General features: G+C 57.9%; 22 protein-coding genes. 3 read left to right on the forward strand and 19 right to left on the reverse strand.

Going from position 1 to position 20,134, the window contains the following annotated elements; translation table 11 throughout:
* Positions 1-9 precede the first annotated feature (9 nt).
* The 7 genes from HY868_09390 to HY868_09420 all read right to left on the reverse strand — a co-directional run bounded on the left by HY868_09390 (position 10) and on the right by HY868_09420 (position 6,211).
* Positions 10-885 carry a zinc ribbon domain-containing protein gene (locus HY868_09390; protein MBI5302339.1) on the reverse strand — a complete coding sequence of 292 codons (876 nt, stop codon included), beginning with the start codon at positions 883-885 and terminating at the stop codon, positions 10-12.
* Positions 886-890: 5 nt separating this feature from the next.
* Entirely contained in the window at positions 891-2,396 is a 1,506-nt protein-coding gene (gene rseP, locus HY868_09395; protein MBI5302340.1) for an RIP metalloprotease RseP, read from the reverse strand.
* A gap of 93 nt (positions 2,397-2,489) precedes the next feature.
* Positions 2,490-3,308, reverse strand: coding sequence for an ABC transporter ATP-binding protein (locus HY868_09400; protein ID MBI5302341.1), 819 nt, complete (start codon positions 3,306-3,308; stop codon positions 2,490-2,492).
* Positions 3,309-3,368: 60 nt separating this feature from the next.
* Positions 3,369-4,223 (reverse strand): cobalt ECF transporter T component CbiQ, encoded by an 855-nt coding sequence (gene cbiQ / locus HY868_09405; protein MBI5302342.1) that lies wholly within the window; start codon positions 4,221-4,223, stop codon positions 3,369-3,371.
* Positions 4,224-4,234: 11 nt separating this feature from the next.
* On the reverse strand, positions 4,235-5,263 hold the full coding sequence (gene cbiM / locus HY868_09410) for a cobalt transporter CbiM (protein MBI5302343.1): 1,029 nt from the start codon (positions 5,261-5,263) through the stop codon (positions 4,235-4,237).
* Positions 5,264-5,291: 28 nt separating this feature from the next.
* Positions 5,292-5,759, reverse strand: a complete 468-nt coding sequence (bcp, locus tag HY868_09415) for a thioredoxin-dependent thiol peroxidase (GenBank protein MBI5302344.1) — start codon at positions 5,757-5,759, stop codon at positions 5,292-5,294.
* 17 nt (positions 5,760-5,776) lie between these two features.
* Positions 5,777-6,211: a transcriptional repressor gene (locus tag HY868_09420; protein MBI5302345.1), complete on the reverse strand. Its 435-nt coding sequence runs from the start codon at positions 6,209-6,211 to the stop codon at positions 5,777-5,779.
* Between the two features lie 268 nt (positions 6,212-6,479).
* Between HY868_09420 and HY868_09425 the strand changes: the two genes are divergently transcribed.
* The 3 genes from HY868_09425 to HY868_09435 all read left to right on the forward strand — a co-directional run bounded on the left by HY868_09425 (position 6,480) and on the right by HY868_09435 (position 9,652).
* On the forward strand, positions 6,480-6,899 hold the full coding sequence (locus HY868_09425; GenBank protein ID MBI5302346.1) for an ester cyclase: 420 nt from the start codon (positions 6,480-6,482) through the stop codon (positions 6,897-6,899).
* A 275-nt stretch (positions 6,900-7,174) separates the two neighbouring features.
* On the forward strand, positions 7,175-8,761 hold the full coding sequence (locus tag HY868_09430; protein ID MBI5302347.1) for a hypothetical protein: 1,587 nt from the start codon (positions 7,175-7,177) through the stop codon (positions 8,759-8,761).
* A gap of 132 nt (positions 8,762-8,893) precedes the next feature.
* Positions 8,894-9,652 carry an SIMPL domain-containing protein gene (locus HY868_09435; GenBank protein ID MBI5302348.1) on the forward strand — a complete coding sequence of 253 codons (759 nt, stop codon included), beginning with the start codon at positions 8,894-8,896 and terminating at the stop codon, positions 9,650-9,652.
* 102 nt (positions 9,653-9,754) lie between these two features.
* Here the strand turns inward: HY868_09435 and HY868_09440 are convergent, their stop codons facing one another.
* From HY868_09440 to HY868_09495, 12 genes are all read right to left on the reverse strand, one after another.
* Entirely contained in the window at positions 9,755-11,401 is a 1,647-nt protein-coding gene (locus tag HY868_09440; protein ID MBI5302349.1) for a YncE family protein, read from the reverse strand.
* A gap of 363 nt (positions 11,402-11,764) precedes the next feature.
* Positions 11,765-12,772: a dTDP-glucose 4,6-dehydratase gene (rfbB, locus tag HY868_09445; GenBank protein MBI5302350.1), complete on the reverse strand. Its 1,008-nt coding sequence runs from the start codon at positions 12,770-12,772 to the stop codon at positions 11,765-11,767.
* Positions 12,773-12,792: 20 nt separating this feature from the next.
* Positions 12,793-13,038, reverse strand: a complete 246-nt coding sequence (locus HY868_09450; protein ID MBI5302351.1) for a hypothetical protein — start codon at positions 13,036-13,038, stop codon at positions 12,793-12,795.
* A gap of 1 nt (position 13,039) precedes the next feature.
* Positions 13,040-13,255: a hypothetical protein gene (locus HY868_09455; protein MBI5302352.1), complete on the reverse strand. Its 216-nt coding sequence runs from the start codon at positions 13,253-13,255 to the stop codon at positions 13,040-13,042.
* A gap of 16 nt (positions 13,256-13,271) precedes the next feature.
* A complete protein-coding gene (locus HY868_09460; protein ID MBI5302353.1) occupies positions 13,272-14,339 on the reverse strand; it encodes a glucose-1-phosphate thymidylyltransferase in 1,068 nt (355 codons plus the stop codon).
* Positions 14,336-15,013, reverse strand: coding sequence for a CpsD/CapB family tyrosine-protein kinase (locus HY868_09465; GenBank protein MBI5302354.1), 678 nt, complete (start codon positions 15,011-15,013; stop codon positions 14,336-14,338). Before HY868_09465 ends, HY868_09460 begins: the two co-directional genes overlap by 4 nt.
* Positions 15,014-15,035: 22 nt before the next feature.
* Positions 15,036-15,770, reverse strand: a complete 735-nt coding sequence (locus HY868_09470) for a hypothetical protein (protein ID MBI5302355.1) — start codon at positions 15,768-15,770, stop codon at positions 15,036-15,038.
* Between the two features lie 174 nt (positions 15,771-15,944).
* A complete protein-coding gene (locus HY868_09475) occupies positions 15,945-16,631 on the reverse strand; it encodes a hypothetical protein (GenBank protein ID MBI5302356.1) in 687 nt (228 codons plus the stop codon).
* 92 nt (positions 16,632-16,723) lie between these two features.
* Positions 16,724-17,413: a DUF4013 domain-containing protein gene (locus HY868_09480; GenBank protein MBI5302357.1), complete on the reverse strand. Its 690-nt coding sequence runs from the start codon at positions 17,411-17,413 to the stop codon at positions 16,724-16,726.
* Between the two features lie 178 nt (positions 17,414-17,591).
* Positions 17,592-18,335, reverse strand: coding sequence for a queuosine precursor transporter (locus HY868_09485; GenBank protein MBI5302358.1), 744 nt, complete (start codon positions 18,333-18,335; stop codon positions 17,592-17,594).
* Positions 18,286-18,609 (reverse strand): hypothetical protein, encoded by a 324-nt coding sequence (locus tag HY868_09490; GenBank protein MBI5302359.1) that lies wholly within the window; start codon positions 18,607-18,609, stop codon positions 18,286-18,288. Before HY868_09490 ends, HY868_09485 begins: the two co-directional genes overlap by 50 nt.
* A gap of 1 nt (position 18,610) precedes the next feature.
* Positions 18,611-20,086, reverse strand: a complete 1,476-nt coding sequence (locus HY868_09495) for a hypothetical protein (GenBank protein ID MBI5302360.1) — start codon at positions 20,084-20,086, stop codon at positions 18,611-18,613.
* Between the last annotated feature and the right edge of the window lie 48 nt (positions 20,087-20,134).

Raw genomic sequence — 20,134 nt, forward strand, 5'->3', positions numbered from 1 at the left:
TTTTTATTTTCAATTCCAGATAAACGTGCGGGTCGCGCTGGGCGGGCTGACTTGCACCCGACTGGTCGAAGTGATCGGGTCAATCCCTTCGACGCGCACGACGCTGACTTGCCAGCGAAATGTGCGCGCGTCCGGCGCGGCATCGCTCCAGTACGCGCTCGGCACCGTCCAGCGTGTCTCTTTCGTCCAGCGCGTTTGCGTCGCGGGTTTGCCATCGCGCGCGGTGTACGCGACCGTAATCGCGTACCATTCGTTTTCGCGCAAGCCACTCGGCGAAACCGATTGCCACTCGAGTACGACTTGCGCGTCGCCATTCGGATAAATCAACGCGTTGAGCGGCGCGATCAATTGCGGCGCGCCATACCCAGGCAAGGACACAGTCGGTACGGGCAAGGGAGTATTGCGCGCGCCGCGCGGTGTGGCGCTTGGCGAAACGCGCGGCGTCGGGGCGAGCGTCGGAGGGAACACAATCGTCGGCGTTGGCGTCACCGGAGTCGCGACGACATACAACATTTGGACGATGGTCGGCGCGCGCGTCGGCTCAGGTTGACCCAGTGCGCGCGATAAAACGTCCGTCGTCATCGCGCGATACGCGACCCAGCCGATGCACACGAGAAGCATCAACCCGCCAATGACCAGCGCGCCGAGGCGCACCACGCGCGGGATCGGCTTGGGATGCGGGTCTTGCCCACAGCGCGGACAAACCCTCGCGTCAGCGGGGATGCGCTTTTTGCAGCGCGCGCAACGAATACGCACATGCCGCGCGATTAGCGCGTACCCGCAAGCCGGGCACACGCCAACGTCCGCACTCAGACGTTTGCCGCAACGCGGACAACGCGTTGCGTCGTCGTCGAACACGATGAGTTTTTCTGGCGGATTCAACACTCGTTCTATCGAACCGGTAGAATGGGCTGACCTGAGATGAGACGCAAAATATCAAAGTACGAAATGATGATCATCAATCCGATGAGCACCGCCGCGCCGATCAAATGTACCATGCCTTGCTTTTTTGGATCCACGCGCTTGCCGCCGCGCAACCACTCGATCAAAATGAAAACGAGTTGCCCGCCGTCGAGCGGCGGGAACGGAAACAGGTTGACAATCGCGAGGTTGAGACTCAACAACGCCAGCCAATTCAACAGACCGATCGCACCCGCCAAGCGCGCCACTTCGCTCGTCGCCTGGTAAATGCCGATCACGCCGACAAACGAATTCGCGGGCACCGAGCCGCGCAGCATTTGTCCGAACAAGGTTGGAATCGCGATGGCGATCTGCGCCATTTGCATCGTCGCGACGCGCGGCGTATCCCAGATCGGCGTGCGGAGATCGAGACCCAACGTCGCATTCGATGCACTCATTTGCGCCGGAATCGTTACGATGATCGGATCGGAGAGTTGCTCCCCGCGCGCGAGACGAAATTCGAGCGATGCGCCCGCGTGAGCTTGCGTAAACTGCGCCAACATGTTCTGATCGTACAACAAACCTTCGGTCGGATCGCCCATCAAGATAACGACATCGCCCGCGCGCACGCCGGCGCGCTCCATCACCGAGCCGGCTTCGACATTCGTCACGCGCAAGCCACCCCGCGCGAGCGCGATCCCGAGCGGACCTTCACCCTGCGGTGGTTCGGCGCGCGGAGTCACTTGGACTGGATCGAGCAACTGCTTGCCGCGCAATGTCGTGAGCATAATCGGTTGCCCGGCATGTTGGCGCGTCAGTTGAATCAGCAAATCGGGATCGTCTTTGATCTCGCGATCATTCAACTTGACTATGATGTCACCCGCGCGCAAGCCCGCCTGCGCCGCGGGCGAATTCTTCGCGATGCCCGCGAGCGTCGTCGTGTCGAGCGGCACACTCGGCGGCAACAACGCGGCGACGAGCATCATCAACACATACGCGAGGATGAAATTCATCGTGACGCCGGCGAAGAGCACGGCGACACGCACGCGCATCTTGGCGGAACCAAAACCGCCGGGCACGTTGGGGTCTTCTTCGCCAAGCAGACGCACAAAGCCGCCCAGCGGAATCCAGTTGAGCGTGTACTCGGTGCCGCGATCCAGGTTCTGCACCTGGCTCACCATCACCAAGCCCTGGTTTTCATCGTCCACCAACGCGAGCGCGGTCAACGTTTCGCGTCCCTCGCGCGTTTCGGTGCGGTACGTGACGCGCGAGCCGACCACGATATTATCGGGCAACGAGAATTCACGCGGGACATGGATGCGGCGTCCCTGAATCTCAAGCCAGCCATGGTCTTTCCAAAAACGCCAGAGACGCGGAGGAAAACCAAAACCGAATTCGAGCACCGGCACCTTGAGCCGTTTGGCAACGGCAAAGTGTCCCAACTCGTGGACGAAAATCAGAATCCCCAGCATCACGGCGAAAATCAGTAAATTCATGCTACCTTCCAAAACATTCTCTTGTTGCGAAGCAAGTGCGCGTATTATACTCGCGCGCGGTGAATCTGGCAATCGGAGAAAATAAAAAGGGTGTTAATGCTCATGCTCGTGCGCCGCGCGATGCAAGTGATGATGAACGTGCTCCGTCTCCTCGTGTTTGTGACGATGCTCGTGAATCAAGTTGCACTCGATCAGCCGCTCGCGATTCGAAAGCAACTCGCGCGCCGCACCGTCGCCGGTGATTTCGTGGTTTTCGCAAAACATCACGACACGATCCGCGATTTCTTCCACGATGCCGAGGTCGTGCGTCGCCGTGATGATCGTCTTGCCTTCACGCGTCAGTTCGCCGATAAAATCGAGCAAGCGCGTTTGACTGCGCGGATCAAGCGACGCGGTCGGCTCGTCGAGCAGCCACACGTCGGGACGCAGCGACAACACGGACGCAAGCGCGACTTTCTTTTTCTCCCCACCACTCAACCGATGCGGCGCGCGGTCGCGTAGTTTCGAAATGCCCAGCAACTCCATCGCCCACTCGCTTCGTTCGATCACCTCTTGCTTGGGCAAACCCAGGTGCAACGGCGCAAACGTAATTTCGTCCCACACCGTCGGCGAAAAGAGTTGCACGTCCGGGTCTTGGAACACCAAGCCGACGCGCCGGCGAAACGCGAACGCGCGCTCCTCGTCTTGCAGCGCCTCTTCCGTCATCACATCGCCAAACGCGCACGCTTTACCGCTTGTCGCAAAGTACAGCGCGTCGAAAATCTTCAACAAGGTGCTCTTGCCCGACCCATTCGCGCCGAGAATCGCAATGCGTTCGCCCGCGCGCACCGTGAGCGATATATCTTTCAGCGCGATTTGGTTATTGTAGGCGTAGGAAATTCGATCCAGTTCAAATATCGGTACGTTGCTCATATGTTTTTCATAAAACCTGAATGGGACGCGGATGAACGCGGACAATAAAAAAATCCGCGTTCATCCGCGTCCAAATATCATTGCGCCTAATGCGACCGCGACGAACACAACAAGCCACACCCCATCGCGCGCGCGCCACGCGATCTCGTCTATCACCATCGCTTCGCCGCGAAACCCGCGCGATTGCATCGCGAGGTATACGTCATCGCTCAACGCGTACGATTTGGCGAACAGCGCACCCATACTCGCCGCAAGCCAACGCCGGTCGTCTGCCGAGGACACGCGCCCGACGACGCGGCTCTTGCGTGCGAGAAACATATTGTTGACCGCGTGAAGCAAAACGTAAATGTAGCGATACGTCATTCCCAGAATCAATACGAATGCTTGCGGCACGCGGAGCACGCGCAACGCTTTGAGCAAGATCGCCCAACGCGTCGTCAAAATCAACAACACCGCAATCGAGACGGACGCGCCGACACGCAACAACAGGAACGCGGCGGTGATAACGCCGGGTTGAGTGATCGCGAGGTACACGCGCGGCGAGGCGAGATCAATGAGCGTCACGAGCGGCGCGCCGGGCGTGAACACGTTGAAGAGCGCGGGCAACGCGACGATGCCGGTAAAAAACGGCATGAACACCCAGACGCGCTTGAAATAAAAACCCATCGGCACGCGCGAGGCGTACGCGAGCGGCAACGTCAAGGCGTACAGCGCCGCGATGACGACCAGGTTTTGCGACGCGCTGATTGCGACGAGCACCGCAAGCGCACCGAGCAATTTCGCGCGCGGGTCGAGCGATTGGAGCAAACCATCCTGCCGCGCGAGTTCCTCGGCGAACAAGGTTTGCTCCAACGCGCCAGTAATGTCCGCGAGGGTCTTTTCAATAAAGCTGCGCGAGGTTTTGGCGCTACTCATTCAATTTCTTTTCATGGGGTTGGCGTCGCTTCGCGCGCCATCACACGTTGTGCGATCCACATGACCGCGAATACGATTGCGAGAACGAGCGCAACGCCGACCACCGCGGAGATGATGTACGCGACCGTTGGATTGTCGAGCGCGGGAATGTCATAATTCGGCAGTGGCGAGATCCAAAAATTCGACCACTGATCGAACCCAACCGGGATGTAACCCAATCCCAGTTGCTCCAATTCGTCGCGCCCCCACTCGCCCCAGGCGGTTCCCGGCGCGAGCAAACCGATCGGCGTCAGCACGACGAGCGCGACCAAGCCGCCCCACGCCCAACGTGGCACGCGCGTCGTCGTCGCGCTCGCGGCAGCGCCGCTGAATTTTTCGAGCAGTTCGGGATTAGTCTTTTGCATCCACGCAATCACCAGCCCGGTGACAAACGCCTCCACCGCGCCTGCAATCGTGAGATGTCCCAGCATCATCGCGGGAATCGCGACATCGAGTCCGTACGGAAAGTACATCGCCTGCCCTGCCGCGTCGCGGAAGAACAACGGTTGGATACCCAGTTCGAACGCGGTCAGCAGCGCGGCGACATTGATCGCGATAAAGCCGGCAATCGCGGCGGCAACGACGCGGCGCGATGAAGTAATCGCCGCGTTGCCGCCGATCCAACGATAGAGATAGAACGCGACGAACGGCATCGCAATCGCCATGTTGAACACGTTCGCGCCAATCGCGAGAATGCCGCCGTCGCCGAAGAAAAATGCCTGGATGATGAGTGCGACAGAAACCGCGAGCACCGCCGCCCAGGGACCCAGGACAATCGCGGCAAGCGCCGCGCCGACCGCGTGTCCGGTTGTGCCGCCGGGTAATGGCACATTGAACATCATGATCACGAACGACAGCGCCGCGAAAAGCGCAATGAGGGGTACCGTGCGTCCGGCGATCAACATTTTTATTTTTTGCGATGCGCGATACCAAAACGGCACGGACGCGGCATACATCACCGCCGCCGCCGCGGGACTAAGATAACCATCGGGAATGTGCATCGGATCCTCCTTCGATCAAATACGAAATCTACTTGCTCGCGAGAAATTGCATCGCGAGGTCGGCGCTTTGCTTGGCTTTGACTTTGATTTGCGCGTCTAGAATTTTGCCGCGTTCGTCAATGACAAAGTGACTGCGAATGATCCCCATATAATTTTTTCCCAGGAATGATTTTTCACCCCAGACGCCATATTTTTCAGCGACGATGTGATCGGGATCGCTCAGGAGAATAAAGGGCAGGTTGTATTTGGTCCGGAATTTTTGATGCGCCTTGGCATTGTCGGGACTGATGCCAATGACCACGCCATTCTTTTCTTCGATCTCGACAAAGCGATCGCGAAAGTTGCACGCTTGCGCCGTGCATCCCGGCGTATCGTCCGCCGGATAAAAATACACTATGACGCGTTTACCGCGAAAACTCGCCAGTGAAACCGACTTGCCGTTTTCATCCGGCAAAGAAAAGTTGGGGGCGGTCCTGCCAATTTGAATCTCTCCCATTTTGTTCCTTTCTGATGTCACGCCGCTTTTTTCTTCGCGCGCGGGCTGGGCGAACTGCACTTGCGGCACAATCCCCAAATCGCAAAGTGATCGAGGTCGGCGACAAAGCCATAGTCATCGAGCAATTTCTTTTCGAGCGACGCAAATACGCGCTCGTCCACCTCACTCATCGTGTGGCACTTGCGACAGATGAGATGGTGATGATGGGGATCGCGATGCATCTCGTACAACGCGCGCCCTTCGCCAAAATCGGTTACGTTGACCAAGTTGAGTTGCGCGAGCAAATCGAGCGTGCGATAGACCGCCGACTTGTTGAGGTACGGATAGCGCGCCCGCACGCGTGCGAGAATATCGTCCGCGCTGATGTGCCCTTCGCTTTCGCAGATCACTGAGAGCACCATTTCGCGTTGCGGGGTCAAGCGATGTCCGCGTTGGCGCAGATTGGTGAGCATGGCAGTATGATGGTGTGACAACGCAAATACTCCTTATTGCGACTAGTTGCAACAAGGAGTATAGCGCGTGCAGGGCGAAATGTCAACGGGGCATTGGCGAGCATATCCCGCCCATTTTTTATCCGCGAATTACGCCACGTGTAGCAAATTCGCCAACACCCCGTGTTGGAAAATGAGCAGAAATTGAGCACGATTTAGTCTGGTCAGCGAACATCAACATTGGATAATGAGCGTAACCTGTCAGAGCATACGGAAAGGGGAATAAACCATGTCAACCGAACTGAACAAAACCGTCATACGCCGTTACTTTGAGGAACTCTGGACTCGGAACAATCTCGGCGTGATTGACGAGATTATTGCGCCGAATGTCGTGGGACACGTCGCGGGACAAACTTTTCACGGCGCGGATACATTTCGGCAACGCGCTAAAAACTTGCGCGCGATCTACTCCGATGTGCGTTTTACCGTCGAAGACCAGGTTGCCGAAGGCGACAAAACGCTAGTGCGCTGGACGTTTCGCGGGCGACACATCGGCGAATACCTGGGCGCCAAGCCGACCGGCAAAGAGATCGTTTCCACAGGGATGAATCTTTTTCGTCTTGCCAATGGCAAGATCGAAGAGCTGTGGGTCGAGTCGGACGATCTCGGCGAACTGCGGCAATTGGGCGTGATCACATTGCCCACATAGCGGATAAATGCCCGCGATTCCTGGGTCGCGTGGAGCCGCGGGCATGGCTCGCGAAACGCGCTAGTCCGATAAACCACGGTGACACACGCGCGCTACGGTCCGCGCGGGTGTGCATCAAGTTTTTGGTGAAAAAACCTTGCGAAGATTGAAAGGCAATTGTATTTGATTTGTCGTCAAAACCTTCGCAAGGTTGAGTGTTCCAAAATTTTGACGGACACCCGGTCCGCGCAAGTTGTTTGTTTCACGCGGGAATCTGTGCTAGAATGGCGTCCGCTATGCCTGACTGGATCGTAATTCTACCCGTGCTGGTTCCGCCCGTCATCGCCCCCGCGTTCGCGATGATCACACGTCACTACCAAGCCGCACGACCTGGGTTGGCAATCGTCCTTCTCGCGCTTGCGCTCGCCGCCGTGGGATTGAACATCGCGCCGGGCACTCATCGCTGGGTCGTCGCCGATTGGCAAGCCGCATCGTTCGTCCTCGCGTTTCGCGCCGACGGCATCGTCATCGCCTTGTGGTTCACGATGCTGATTCCGCTCCTCGCGTTGTGGCTTGCCGCGCCGCCGCGCGCGCCATTCGATCCGACGCGCACGCTCGTGCTTTCCGCCGCGCTTTTGCTTACCGCCGCCGACAACCTCCTCTCGATGTGGTTCGCGTGGTCGCTGTTGGACCTCGCGATCTTTGCATGGCGCTTGGCGCACGATGCCGAACGCGAAAGCGCCGCGCGCGGCTTGGTCATTGGCATGTTTGCCGGAGTCGGACTGTTCAGCGGCGCACTACTCCTGGGTACACCGCGCGCCCAGGACGGCGCGCGCTTGCTCGCGGTCGCGTGGTGGGCGCGGCTCGCGCTCTTTCCCTTTCAACCCCTCTTGCCGCGCCGCGGCGCGGATGCCGCCGATTTTTGGTTCGCGCGCGCGTTGCCGATTCTCGCCGCGTCCGCGCTGTGGTCGCGTGCGGGTGATTGGGTCAACGCGGCGAGCGATTGGCTCGTGCTGTTGGCGATCCTGGCATGGCTCGTTGCGTTGATTTGGATTTGGCGCGAAGAAGACCCGGTGCGCGCGGTGACGGTCAGCGCATCGCACGCGGTTGCGCTCGTGCCGCTCGCGATGGCGTTCGGCGGCGATGCCGGTCCGGCGTTCGTGTGGTGGCTGGCGGCGAGTTTCGCGTTTGCGTTTGCCTTCTTCGAACTCGCGTTGCGTTGGCGCGCGGAGAATCGCAATCGGTGGGCGCGCTTGTCATGGTTTGCCGGCGTCGTCACACTCCTCGCGCCGCCGCTCTCGCCGGCATTTCTCGGACGCGTCGGCGTGTACATCTCGTTGTGGGAAGCCGGGCAAGGACTCGCGTTGTTGCTCGTCGGTGCGGCAACGAGTTTGCTCATCGCGCCGTTGTGGAATTTCGCGTTCGCGGTGCGCGGCGCAGAAGAACGCGCGCCGCATCGTCACGAATCCGCCGCGCTGATCATTTTGGCGCTGACGTTTAGCGCGCTCACCTTTGCGCCGCTGCCGATCGTGCAAGCCCTGGGTGAGACGATGCGCGATGCGAGCGAGGCGGCGATGGTGCGCGTGATCTGGACGAATAATGCGATTGGCGTCATCAGCAGTTTTGTCATCTTGTTCGTGCCAATGATCGTGTCGTTCTTTTTATCCGACATTGTGCGTGGGTGGCATTTGCGCGTGAATTCCCGGTGGATGCGCCTCGCGCGTGTGTTCGATCTCTACTGGCTCGAGCGGATTACGCTTCGGGGTGGAACGCAAATCGGCACGTTGGCGCGGCGCGTTTCGATCATCGCGGAAGAAAATCCGACCGTGTGGCTGCTCCTCGCTGGGTTGTGGGTCGCGATTTTAATACTCGTTTTACGATGAGCGTGGAACCTGATTGACCCGCGATGCGTCTTGCAAGTGAAAAATAAATCTGACCGCTGACCGCCGACGACCAACCGCGCATGTCTTGCGGCGGTCGGTCGTCGGTCGTCGGCGGTCTCTCCAGGAGGAACCATGTTCAAGCGAATTATTCTCGCGATCGTCGCGATGTCGCTCGTGATTGCGACTGGCGTGTTTGCCTACGTCGCCGCGACCCCGCAACTCACGCCGACCGCCATCCAAGCCGCGCCGAGTTTGCAAACGACGCAGAACGATGCGGGCATTTTCGTTTCGGGCACCGGACGCGTGAGTGTCAAACCGAATATGGTGCTCGCGAGCATCGGCATTGAAATTACCGCGAGCAATTTCGCGGAAGCGACAAGCCAGGCGAACACCAAAGCAAACGCGATCATCGAGAAAATCAAAAGTATGGGCGTCGCGGACAAGGACATTCAAACGACCAACTTTAGCGTGCAACCGATCACGCAGCAACGCCCTAACACCACGCCGACCATCACCGGGTATCGCATCAACAATCAACTGAGCGTCAGGATTCGCAAGATGGAAGACGCCGGCAAAATTCTCGACGCGGCGATGACGGCAGGCGCGAATAACATCTACGGCGTGTCGTTCACCGTGGACGATCCGACGCCGTACCAACAGCAAGCGCGCGCGGCAGCGGTCAAGGATGCGATGGACAAGGCGGGACAACTTGCCAAAGCCGCGAACATTCAACTCGGCAAGGTGTTGACGATCAGCGAAGGAAGCGCGGCGCCGCGACCGCTCATTCGAAGTTTCGCTGCACCAGCCGCGATGGACGCGGCGGCGGTTCCACTCGAAGGCGGCGAATTGGAAATCAGCGTGACAGTTGAAATGAAGTTTGCCGTACCGTAATACCGCGTGGCAACAACCACCATCATTTTGGACGCGGATCGCTTCGCGCGCGGATGAACGCGGATTTTTTCTTATCCGCGTTCATCCGCGTCCTAGCCAGTTTTACGGACATGCGTCGCGAATCACGGTGACGGTGCCAGCCGAGTAATTCGAAATGTAAACGCGATTGTTCATCACCGCGATGCCGTCGCCGCCATCCAGACTTTGAGTGCCCAGCGCGAGCGTTCCCAGGTCGGCGAGCGATGTGCCATCGCGGATGTTGACCTGGTTCACTTCGGCGAGAACGACGTAGAGATGATTCGTGTTCGCGTTGTACGCGAGCGCGTATGGCGTGTTCGCCAACGTGATACTCGTCACGTTCGCGCCCGTGCTCGCATTGAGGATCGCAAGTTTGTTCGTATCGCGGCTCGCCACGTACAGCCGATTCGCCGACGCATTGAACGCGACGCCGAACGCGCCGGCATCCCAGCCCCAGTTGTTCAGTTGATTCCCCGCGCCATCCACATCCACGATGCCGCCACTCATCAGCGCGACAAACGCGTGCGAACCCGCCGGCGCAACCATGCTGGGACTAACGCCCGTGCCGAGCGTCTTGACGACATTGTTCGTCGTCGCGTCGAGTGTGCTGACCGAATTCGAATTGAAATTCGCGACCCAGACCGCGTTGTTCGCCGCGCCAAGCCCCCAGGGTTGCGAGCCGACCGCCTTGTTCGCCAACACACTCCCCGACGCATCAAGAATCGCGACGCTGTTCGTATCGCGCAACGCGACGAACAAGCGATTGTTCGCAAAGCCGATGCCATTCGCGTGCCCCGCCGTGCCGGTGCCCCAGGTCGCGGTGACCTGGTTCGTCGCCGCGTTGACGACCGCGACGCTCGAACCGCCGAAGAGACTGACAAATGCGCGATTCGTTCCTGGGTCAGTTGTGATGCCTTTCGGTTGCGCGCCAACCGCGATGTTCGTAAGCACGCTCGGCGCAACGCAACCGGCTTCGCTGGGCGACACTTGGACGAGCGGTAAAAAATTTGTGCTGGGAGTTGGCGAGGTCAATGGCGGCGGCGAAGGCGACGGCGTCAGGTCGGGTCGCGCCTCCATGCACAGCGCGTCAATCCACACGCGATTTTCGCCGCCGTCGTTCTGCGACGCAATCGCGCGCAAGAACATGGTCGCGCTCGTCGCGCGCGCGGTGAACACGATTGTCATTTCCGGACGATTCAACGCGGCGTTGCCATCCCACAAAATCGGTCCCCAAATCACGCGCGCGTCGTGCGGATCAGTTCCGCCGTACGGAATCACGCCGAACTGACGACCAATCGTGTTGACGCGCACGTTGCCGCCGCCGTACGATTTCGCGGCGAGACTATAACCCCAACGCATCCAATAATTTGTGCCGATCTGGAGATTGTTGACCGTTTGCTGAATCCCGGCATCGAACGTGTTCACCTCGTAAATTTGTTGCGAAATCGTGTCGTCAATGCCTTCGTTGTTGACGACGTTGAATTGAGGCGCATTGCCGGAAAAAATAAATGGCGTCCATCCGTTGGCAATCGTGCCGTACGGACTGCTCCATCCGGGCAACATCATTCCATTCGTAAACAAATTGTTCGGATCATACGCGCACGGGTTGGTAAGCGTCGCCGGACGCGCGTATGCGATGTACGCGGCGGGAGTGAACGAATACGCGAGGAGCGCGATCAACGTGACGAACAAGACGCACAAGTGAATCGGTCGCACGGGGCGAGTTTTCATGCCAACACCTCTTGGATTTTGCACGCGGATTCTAGCACGCTTTCTCGCGCGGGGTCAATGGACAATCTTTCCCACGTGCGCGTGCGATAAATCGCACGTCTGCAGTAGCACAAGCCCGATAAATCGGGCTAAAATCGAAGACTGTAGCATTGTCGCCGGTGAGATCAAAGAGTTCACCGCAGAGTCGCAGAGAATACAGAGTTTTTAGGAAGAAAATCCTCTCCGCGACCTCTGCGTTCTCCGCGTCTCCGCGTTGAATCCGATTTGCGGTTGCGATCCTACAGCGTCTAAAATCGTACACGATAAAACCGGGCATCACGCGAGGACACCCGGTTTTACTGTTGACTGTCTACTGTGGACAATCTACTTGCGATCTTCGTACTGTTTTTTGTAATACTCGCGGTACTCGCCGCTTTTGATCTTGCGCCACCACCATTCGTTTTCGACGTACCACTGCACCGTCTTGGTTAATCCTTCTTCAAAGTTGTGGGCGGGTTCCCAGCCGAGCGCGCGCAGTTTGTTCACATCGAGCGCGTAGCGGCGGTCGTGACCGGGTCGGTCGGGTACGTGTTGGATGAGCGATTCCGGTTTGTTCAACAATTTCAGAATCAACCGCGCCATATCAATGTTGAGTGTCTCAGTGCCGGTGCCGACGTTGTAGACCTCGCCGAGTTTGCCTTGATGCGCGACCAAGTCAATCGCTTCGCAGTGATCGAGCACGAATTGATAATCGCGCATCTGCTTGCCATCGCCATAGAGCGGAATCGGCAAATTGTCCATCGCGTTCGTCACGAACAACGGCACGGCTTTTTCCGGATACTGGTACGGTCCGATATTGTTCGCGCCGCGCGTGAGCGTAACCGACACTCCATAGGTGACGTGATACGCGTGTACCAACAAATCGCCGCCGGCTTTCGCCGCGGAGTACGGACTGCGCGGCAAGAGCCGGTCGTCCTCGCGTGAGGAACCTTGCTCGACCCAGCCGTACACTTCGTCCGTGCCGACTTGATGGTACCGCAAGCCGAATTTCTTCGCAGCTTCGAGCAAAACGTACGTGCCGTAGACATCTGTTTGGATGAACGCGTCCGGCTGCATGATCGAGCGGTCTACGTGCGTCTCGGCGGCAAAGTTGATAATCGTGTCAATCGCGTGCTCGCGCACCGCACGCTCGACGGTCGCGGCATCGCAAATGTCGCCGCGCACGAACGCGTAACGAGGATTCGTCGCCAGGTCGCGCAGGTTGTCGAGATTGCCGGCGTAGGTTAGCTTGTCGTACACGACGATACGGTACGCCGGATACTTGCCGAGCATGTAGCGCGCAAAGTTCGAACCGATAAAGCCCGCGCCACCGGTGACTAACAAGTTCTGCATTGATTTCTCCAAGAGGGGGGTTACATTCGAGTGATGCGTTGGGCGCGCGCGTCGCGCAGTAAATCCCAAACTTCTTGCGTGCTCAACTGGTACGTATCGCGTTCGCCGGCGCGTTCGCCCAGCATCACGAGACCTTGTAGGATCAATCCTTCATCGGTCTCGATGATCTTGACTTCGGTAAGGTTACTGCGGTCAATGAACGCGCCAATGACGCGCATAACCTCCGAATACGGTAACGTGATTTCGCCGCGCATGGTGCGTTGCATGTTAGCGCTCCTTTACTAGTCGTTTCAAATCGTCGTGCGACAAAATCTTGGTTTCGAGGCGACGGTTGAACGATTCGCCGGTTTCGTACAACACCGAACCGGTAATGATGATCCCGTTCTCGAATTCCATCACGCACACATTCGAGATGCCGAGCTTTGCGATATAGCGACCCAAAGCGGCAAACAACTCTGGATACTGAATCTGCAAACTGCCCATCGTGACTCCTTTCGGGCTACAAGATTCCGACTTTGCTGTGATCGCCAATCATCAGGGTGAGCGTTTTCGTGCGCCCATTCGCGCGGACGACCTGGGTGTGCCGACCGATGAGACTGTCCGCAATCCGCGCGGGCGCATCGGTGATTTGGCTGTGTTCCAAGACAACACTATGTTCGATTTCGCAATGTTGAATCGCGCAATCGTGATAGATCGAAGTGTAGGGACCGACGAACGCGTTCTCGATGCGCGTGCGCTCGCCGATGATCGCGGGACCGCGAATCGTGCTGTTGACGATCACTGCGCCCGGTTCGATAATGACGCGTCCTTCGATGGACGACTCGGCGTCCACCTGTCCTTGATTGCGCGGTTCGACGATATCGAGCACGAGCCGATTCGCATCGAGAATATCCGACACCTTACCGGTGTCAATCCACCAACCATCCAATTGATGCGCGCGCACGTTCAATCCGCGATCAATCAGCCACTGGATCGTGTCGGTAATTTCAAGTTCGCCGCGCGCCGAGGGCTTGATCGCGTTGACCGCGTCGAACACGTGCTTGTCGAACATGTAAATGCCGATGACCGCGAACGGCGAAATGAATTGCTTGGGCTTTTCGACCAAGCGCGTGACACAACCGCGTTCGTCGAGCACGGCGACGCCTAACGAACTGGGATCGTCCATTTTGTAGAGAATGATCTGCGCGTGCATCGCGTTGTCGCGGAACGCCGCGACCTGGGACACGATGCCATCGCGAATGAAATTGTCGCCGAGGAAAAGCACGAACTTGTCGTCGCCGATGTACTCGCGCGCGATCTTGATGCCGTGCGCGATGCCACGCGGCATGTCTTGTTCGATGTAACTCACGCGCGCCCCGAAACGCGATCCATCGCCGACGGCTTCGCGCACTTGATCGCCGGTGTCGCCGACGACGATGCCGATGTCGGTGATGCCGGCTTCGACCAAATCTTCAATCGCGTAGAACAGGACCGGTTTGTTCGCGACTGGCACCAGTTGTTTCGCGCCCGTGTACGTGAACGGACGCATGCGCGTGCCTTTGCCGCCGGAAAGAATCAGACCTTTCACGCCGCCTTCTCCTCGCTCGCATAGTATTGATACAAGCTCGCTTCACCCTTGACGTTGTTGAGCACAGTGCCGATCAAGCGCGCGTTCACTTTATCGAGCAATTGCTTGGCTTTGCGCGCGTGCTCGCGCCTAGTCTTGCCTGCGCTCAACACGAGCAGCACCGCGTCCACTTTGGACGCGAGCACCGCCGCGTCGGTCACCGCGATGATCGGCGGCGCGTCGAACAGAATCACATCGGCGTGTTGTTGCAACGCGGCGATCACATCGCTCATCCGGCGCGACGCGAGCAATTCGGAGGGATTCGGCGGAATCGTGCCGCTCGCAAGCAAACGCAATGCCGGCACCTGGGTCTCTTGCAGAGGCGGATTCTTCATCAACGCGTCGTCGCGCATCATGTCCGTAAAGCCGGGCGCGTTCTTGGCGTCGAAAACGCGATGCAACGACGGGCGGCGCAAATCGCAGTCCACTAAAATCACGCGCTTGCCGGCTTGGGCAATCGTCACTGCGAGATTCGCGAGCGTCGTAGATTTGCCTTCTTCCGGCGCGGCGGATGTCACGACCATCGAGCAGATCGGTTTGTCGAGCGACGTAAATTCAAGATTCGTGCGGAGCGTGCGGTACGCTTCGCTGATCGGCGAGCGCGGGTTGGCGAGTGTAATCAACGTGTCGGTCATTCAAGACTCCAGTGAACAGCGGTCAGTTGGATTTAGCGGATGCTTGGGCAGTCGTCGCGCGTTGCCAGAATCGGCGCGTGGAAGATTCGGACGCGTTCGCGGTGATCGTTGGAATCGCGCCGAGCACGGTGACTCCGATGTACCGTTCGACATCGTCGGTCGTCCGCACAATATCCGATTCGAGCCATTCGAGCGCGAGCACGATCAGCACGCCGATCAACGCGCCGAGCACCGCGCCGGCGGCGACGTTGACCGACGTCTTCGGCGAAAAGATTTCCGGCGATGTCGCGTTGCGGAGGATGCTGACGAGAATCCGGTCGCGTTGATCAATTTGCAAATTCGCTTGATTGCGAAACGCGACGAAATTTTCCGCGAGCGTTCGCGCCATGTTCGCGGCGACTTCGGGCTTGGGGTGGCGCGCTTCAATCGTAATTTTTAGTGTGGACTCGTCCGCGCTAAAGTTGATTTGGCTGTTGAATTTGTCCGACGACACATCGAGTTGCAACTTGTCAATGACTGGTTGCGTCAGCATCGGCGCTTGCATTTGCTCGACGTAGAGACGCAACAGATTCTTGATCGCCTGGCTCTGTCCCCAATCCGCCGGGCGCGACGGTTCGGCGCTGAGCGTCACCGTAGATTTGTAGATTGGCGTTTGCACTTTGCTGAACACGTAGGCGCTGCCCGCCGCGATGATCGCGAGCAAAACGATGATCCAGCCGCGTTTGATCAAGACGCGCGCGTACTGTTGCAATTGCATCACTTTCTCCTAATGAAGCGTTCGTGTGGCATTTTACCACAAGTGAGAGAAACCGGGAAACAAGTGGCAAATAAAAAAAGGAAACAAGAAAACAGGTAATCAGGTAGACAACGGTAAACCTGTCTACGTGTCTATGTGTCTACGTGTCTACGTGTGTACGTGTGTACTTGTCGCTCACCGACCGCGCGGGATTTCTCCGAGCACACGAATGCCAAGCGATTCGACATCGCGCGTGTCGCGGATGGAAGTGTCGAGATAGTCGAGGATGAAGGCGAGTGCGAGCGCGGCGAGGAGCGCGAGCGCGGCGCGAATCGGAATGTCGAGTTGCTCGCGCAACGACACGCCGACGCGCGCGACGACCGGCTTGTCAATCACCGCGACGGTCGCGCCGACCGCGCCGAGTTGCGCGAAATACTTGGCGTTGTTTTCGCTGAGATTTTTTACCGCCGCGTCCGCGATTTTTTGCGCTTGCTCCGCGTTGCCCCACGCAATCGTCAGCGACATCAAGCGCCGTTGTTTTTCGATGGACGCGCCGATGTTCGCCTTGCCGATTTTGAGATCGCTCGCGCCGGCTTTGGCGAGGAGCGCGTTCACATCATCGGCGAACACGTCGCTGCGAATGATCTCGACGAAATCATCGCGGATGTACTCGGATGCTTGAAACGAGGTGAGGATCGGATCGAACCCGGTGACCTGGCTCGCCGGCGGCGCGCTCACGCCAATCGTAAACCGGACGCTGGCGGTGTAGACCGGCGCGGGTTGCGGACGAAAAATCCAACTGCCGATGCTGACAACTGTCGGCAATGCCACGATCAACCAAAGAAAGCGTCGCACGACGCGGAGGTACTCGCGCAGTTCCATACTCACTCCAAAAAAGTGTCCGGATACGTGACGAGGGTGCTCAATGAGCACCCTCGCCAATGAAGTATATTCGATTTAGTGCGCCATGCAAATTACATTGTCGCGGGCGCCGTGCCTTGACCCTGCGCGGTTCGCCAGAATTGACCGAACATGTATGCCGCAACCATGTACGACCAAAATGCCGTGAACAAGATACCGACCCCGCACAAAATGATACCAAAGCTACCGATAATCGAGGCGACGATGCCGATCAACAAGGCGATGATGTAGTTGCTCAGGTTCTTCATGATGAAATCAAAGTTCGCGCGGAAATCCCAAAAGAGCGAGAGTTGATTTGCACTCATCGCAAATCGGGTCATCGGCGCATAAAGCGTGATGCCCGCGACCAAACCATACAGACCGGCAACGCAATTCAAACACAAGGTAAGGATACTAACTACACTTGCAACTGCATCACCGGCATTGCGCCCAGCCGTGCTGCCCACTGCGCCGCTCGCAACCGCGCCCAACACACCCACGCAGCAAGAAACAACGATCAACGGCGCAAAATAGACCAGCACACCGACGAACGCGTACAAACCCTTCATAAAGTGCGCCCCGAATTCGCCCCATTCCGGCAACGGATATTGCTGTCCGTCTGCCACGTTCTTTAACGTGGTCAGCATATAACCGAGCACAGCAAAATTGACGATGGGCACAAGCCCGACAAGTCCGCCGATGAGAACTTTCATCATCCATTTGGGGTCTTCGAAGACGTAAGTAAATGCCTTACCGATGTCCATAATGCCTCCTCGTAATAGTTGGTTTTTCAAGTGCGACCTGATTATAGCAAAAGTTCGACAGGGTTGCAATAGGGCAATTCACCTTTCGAGTCTTGGTGCGCGTCGCGTTCCAGGACACAATCAGGTAATCCCAGAAAAAACGAAACCCGCCGACGTCATCGTCTTTGGGTTTCACGGTTCATCCACCCAAATTGAATGGATTGAAATCGGTGTAGTAATCGTAATAGTCCTCGCGCTCCGCGCGCTTGAGGAAATTGACCACTTGATACGTCACCGGCGTCGCGACGAATTCGTACAAACATTTGAGTGTCCACTCGGTCACGGTAATGTTCACCATCGCGCCTGGCTCAAGTGCGCCGGTGAACGCGATGAGCGTAAAGATCACCGTGTCGAACGCCTCGCCGATGAGCGTACTCCCGATGGTGCGCGACCAGAGCCAGCGTCCCCGCGTAACGATTTTCATCTTGGCAAGCACGAACGAATTCATAAACTCGCCGACGAGGTACGCAATCAACGACGCGATCAAAAAGCGCGGCGTCGTGCCGAGCATTTGCTCGTACGCGGCTTGCCCGGTCCAGAAATCCGCCGACGGCAACGCCGCCCCGATTTGAATCGCCACGACCGCGAGCGCGTTGCATGCGAAACCAATCCAAATAATTTGCCGCGACCGCGCATAGCCGTACACCTCGGTGAGAATATCGCCAAAGATGTAACTGACCGGAAAAATAATGATCGCCGCCGACATCACCACATCGCCGATCCCAACAAGCTTGGCGACGATAATGTTCGAGATAATCAAACAGGTGACGAAAACGCCGGTCACCAAATTCAAATAGCGATAACTCGGTTTGGGCGCGCGTCGCAGCCCGACTTCATCTCCCCGCAATTTCCTTCTCCATTTCGCGCAAAATTTCGCCGACATCCTCGCCCGCGCGGACGCGATAGTTGACGATGGTCACTGCGTTTTGCTCGACGAATACCTGGTATGCGCGTCCGGCATTCGACGCGCGCGTTTCATTCCGCGTGTCGCCGAGCGCGCGCGTGACGATCAAGCGCACCTGGTCGTCGTTCACGAACACGTCCACCACATCGCGCGTGGCGTACTCTTTGCGCGCCTGCAACGGCTCGCGCCGCACGATGTCGAATCGTTGCGCTTCAAGCGCGCGCGCCCATTGCTGTTTCAATGCGTCGCGCATCTCACTGACCTACGATGACAATTCGGTCTGGGCTATTGATCACCATTTCCGGCGCGTCCTGATACTTGACGACCTTGCCGGTCACGCGAATCACCTTGTCTTTGTACATCAGATCGGGACGTTGCGGAAATTTGCCCCAGTCCGATGGAAAGATGACGACCTTCATATCGGTCCGCCAATCCTCGCTGAACTGCAACCACATCACGCGCCCGCTGTTGTAGATCGTCGTGATCTTACCTTCAATTGTCACTTCGCGATTATAGTACTTGGCGGCATCCTTCCAATTCACCACGCCACTCGCCGGAATCGGTTCGTCCGTTTTGGGAAACGGCTCGACGGTCGCGAGCGTCCAATCTTTCTCAAACGTTTGGCGCAGCACCTGAATCGCGTCCGGTTGATCGAAAATAATGCCGAGTTCGCGATTGTTGTCGAGCGAATTGTCCGAAACATTTTCCGAGCCGACGAACGCGCGCGCGCCATCCACGAGAAACATTTTCGCGTGGATGTACGGCTGGCTCATGTATTTGACCTGCGCGCCGGCGCGACGAATCAAATCGCGCTGCGGCTCGGCGCTGTCGGACTCGATGGGGTCGCGCGGCGAAAACAGCGCGCGCACCTTGACCCCGCGCTGGACGGCATTGACGACGTGCAACACAATCTCCGGCGCGATCCATTCGTTCTGTTCGAGATCAATGCTCGTCTTGGCGCTATCAATCAACTCAACCCACTTTTGCCGCGCGTTGACCGGACTCCACACGAGACGCGCGTTCTTCAAATCCACCGGCACCTTGTCCCAGTCCGCCTCGAACACCTTGACGATCTCCGCTACGTCGTCGGCGCGCGGCGTGATGATGCCGTACTCGCGATTCGAGGTGAACGACGACGTGGTGATATTGTGCGTCATCACGAACGCGATCTGATCGTCAATGACCAAACTCTTTTCGTGCGTGAAACGAAAGTCATAACTCGCCCAGCGAAACTTGATCGGCGTCCCTTTCATCGCGTTGTAAATATCCACGTTCGTCGCGCCCATCCCGTACGGATTCAATTCCATCAAGACGCGCGCGTCCACGCCGCGCTTGGATGCGGCGATTAACGCATCGCGCACCGCGTCGCTCGTGAACAAATACATTTTGAGCCGAATGGATTTTTTCGCGCTCTGAATCGCTTTGAGAATGAGATTCGCGCCGGCGTCGGGCATCGTGTAAGCGACCAGGCAGTTGCAGGTTTGCGCGCGCTGCCAGAGTTCGTCCGCGCTCGGCAACGGCGCGAACGTTGGCGGCGGTAATGTCGGCGTAGCCGTTGCCGGTGCGCGCGTCGCGGTTGACGGCGGCGCGGTCGGCGGAATCGCCGTGCGCGTCGCAGTATTCGTCGGCGGTGGGGGCGGCGCCAGTGTGGGTGTCGGCGTCGCGGCATTGCACGCGATCAACGCGAGCGTCAATCCAAATAACACGAGAAAAAATACGGTGTGCTTCATTGCATTGTCCTTTTCACTGAGCTGAAAAAATTATACCACGACCCGCGC

Source organism: Chloroflexota bacterium (assembly GCA_016219275.1).
Taxonomy (GTDB): domain Bacteria; phylum Chloroflexota; class Anaerolineae; order UBA4142; family UBA4142; genus JACRBM01.

Coding starts and splice junctions, on each gene's coding strand:
- rseP (MBI5302340.1), bottom strand. CDS start 2,396: ATGAATTTACTGATTTTCGCCGTGATGCTGGGGATTCTGATTTTCGTC.
- HY868_09400 (MBI5302341.1), bottom strand. CDS start 3,308: ATGAGCAACGTACCGATATTTGAACTGGATCGAATTTCCTACGCCTAC.
- cbiQ (MBI5302342.1), bottom strand. CDS start 4,223: ATGAGTAGCGCCAAAACCTCGCGCAGCTTTATTGAAAAGACCCTCGCG.
- cbiM (MBI5302343.1), bottom strand. CDS start 5,263: ATGCACATTCCCGATGGTTATCTTAGTCCCGCGGCGGCGGCGGTGATG.
- bcp (MBI5302344.1), bottom strand. CDS start 5,759: ATGGGAGAGATTCAAATTGGCAGGACCGCCCCCAACTTTTCTTTGCCG.
- HY868_09420 (MBI5302345.1), bottom strand. CDS start 6,211: ATGCTCACCAATCTGCGCCAACGCGGACATCGCTTGACCCCGCAACGC.
- HY868_09425 (MBI5302346.1), top strand. CDS start 6,480: ATGTCAACCGAACTGAACAAAACCGTCATACGCCGTTACTTTGAGGAA.
- HY868_09430 (MBI5302347.1), top strand. CDS start 7,175: ATGCCTGACTGGATCGTAATTCTACCCGTGCTGGTTCCGCCCGTCATC.
- HY868_09435 (MBI5302348.1), top strand. CDS start 8,894: ATGTTCAAGCGAATTATTCTCGCGATCGTCGCGATGTCGCTCGTGATT.
- HY868_09440 (MBI5302349.1), bottom strand. CDS start 11,401: ATGAAAACTCGCCCCGTGCGACCGATTCACTTGTGCGTCTTGTTCGTC.
- rfbB (MBI5302350.1), bottom strand. CDS start 12,772: ATGCAGAACTTGTTAGTCACCGGTGGCGCGGGCTTTATCGGTTCGAAC.
- HY868_09450 (MBI5302351.1), bottom strand. CDS start 13,038: ATGCAACGCACCATGCGCGGCGAAATCACGTTACCGTATTCGGAGGTT.
- HY868_09455 (MBI5302352.1), bottom strand. CDS start 13,255: ATGGGCAGTTTGCAGATTCAGTATCCAGAGTTGTTTGCCGCTTTGGGT.
- HY868_09465 (MBI5302354.1), bottom strand. CDS start 15,013: ATGACCGACACGTTGATTACACTCGCCAACCCGCGCTCGCCGATCAGC.
- HY868_09470 (MBI5302355.1), bottom strand. CDS start 15,770: ATGCAATTGCAACAGTACGCGCGCGTCTTGATCAAACGCGGCTGGATC.
- HY868_09475 (MBI5302356.1), bottom strand. CDS start 16,631: ATGGAACTGCGCGAGTACCTCCGCGTCGTGCGACGCTTTCTTTGGTTG.
- HY868_09480 (MBI5302357.1), bottom strand. CDS start 17,413: ATGGACATCGGTAAGGCATTTACTTACGTCTTCGAAGACCCCAAATGG.
- HY868_09485 (MBI5302358.1), bottom strand. CDS start 18,335: ATGTCGGCGAAATTTTGCGCGAAATGGAGAAGGAAATTGCGGGGAGAT.
- HY868_09490 (MBI5302359.1), bottom strand. CDS start 18,609: ATGCGCGACGCATTGAAACAGCAATGGGCGCGCGCGCTTGAAGCGCAA.
- HY868_09495 (MBI5302360.1), bottom strand. CDS start 20,086: ATGAAGCACACCGTATTTTTTCTCGTGTTATTTGGATTGACGCTCGCG.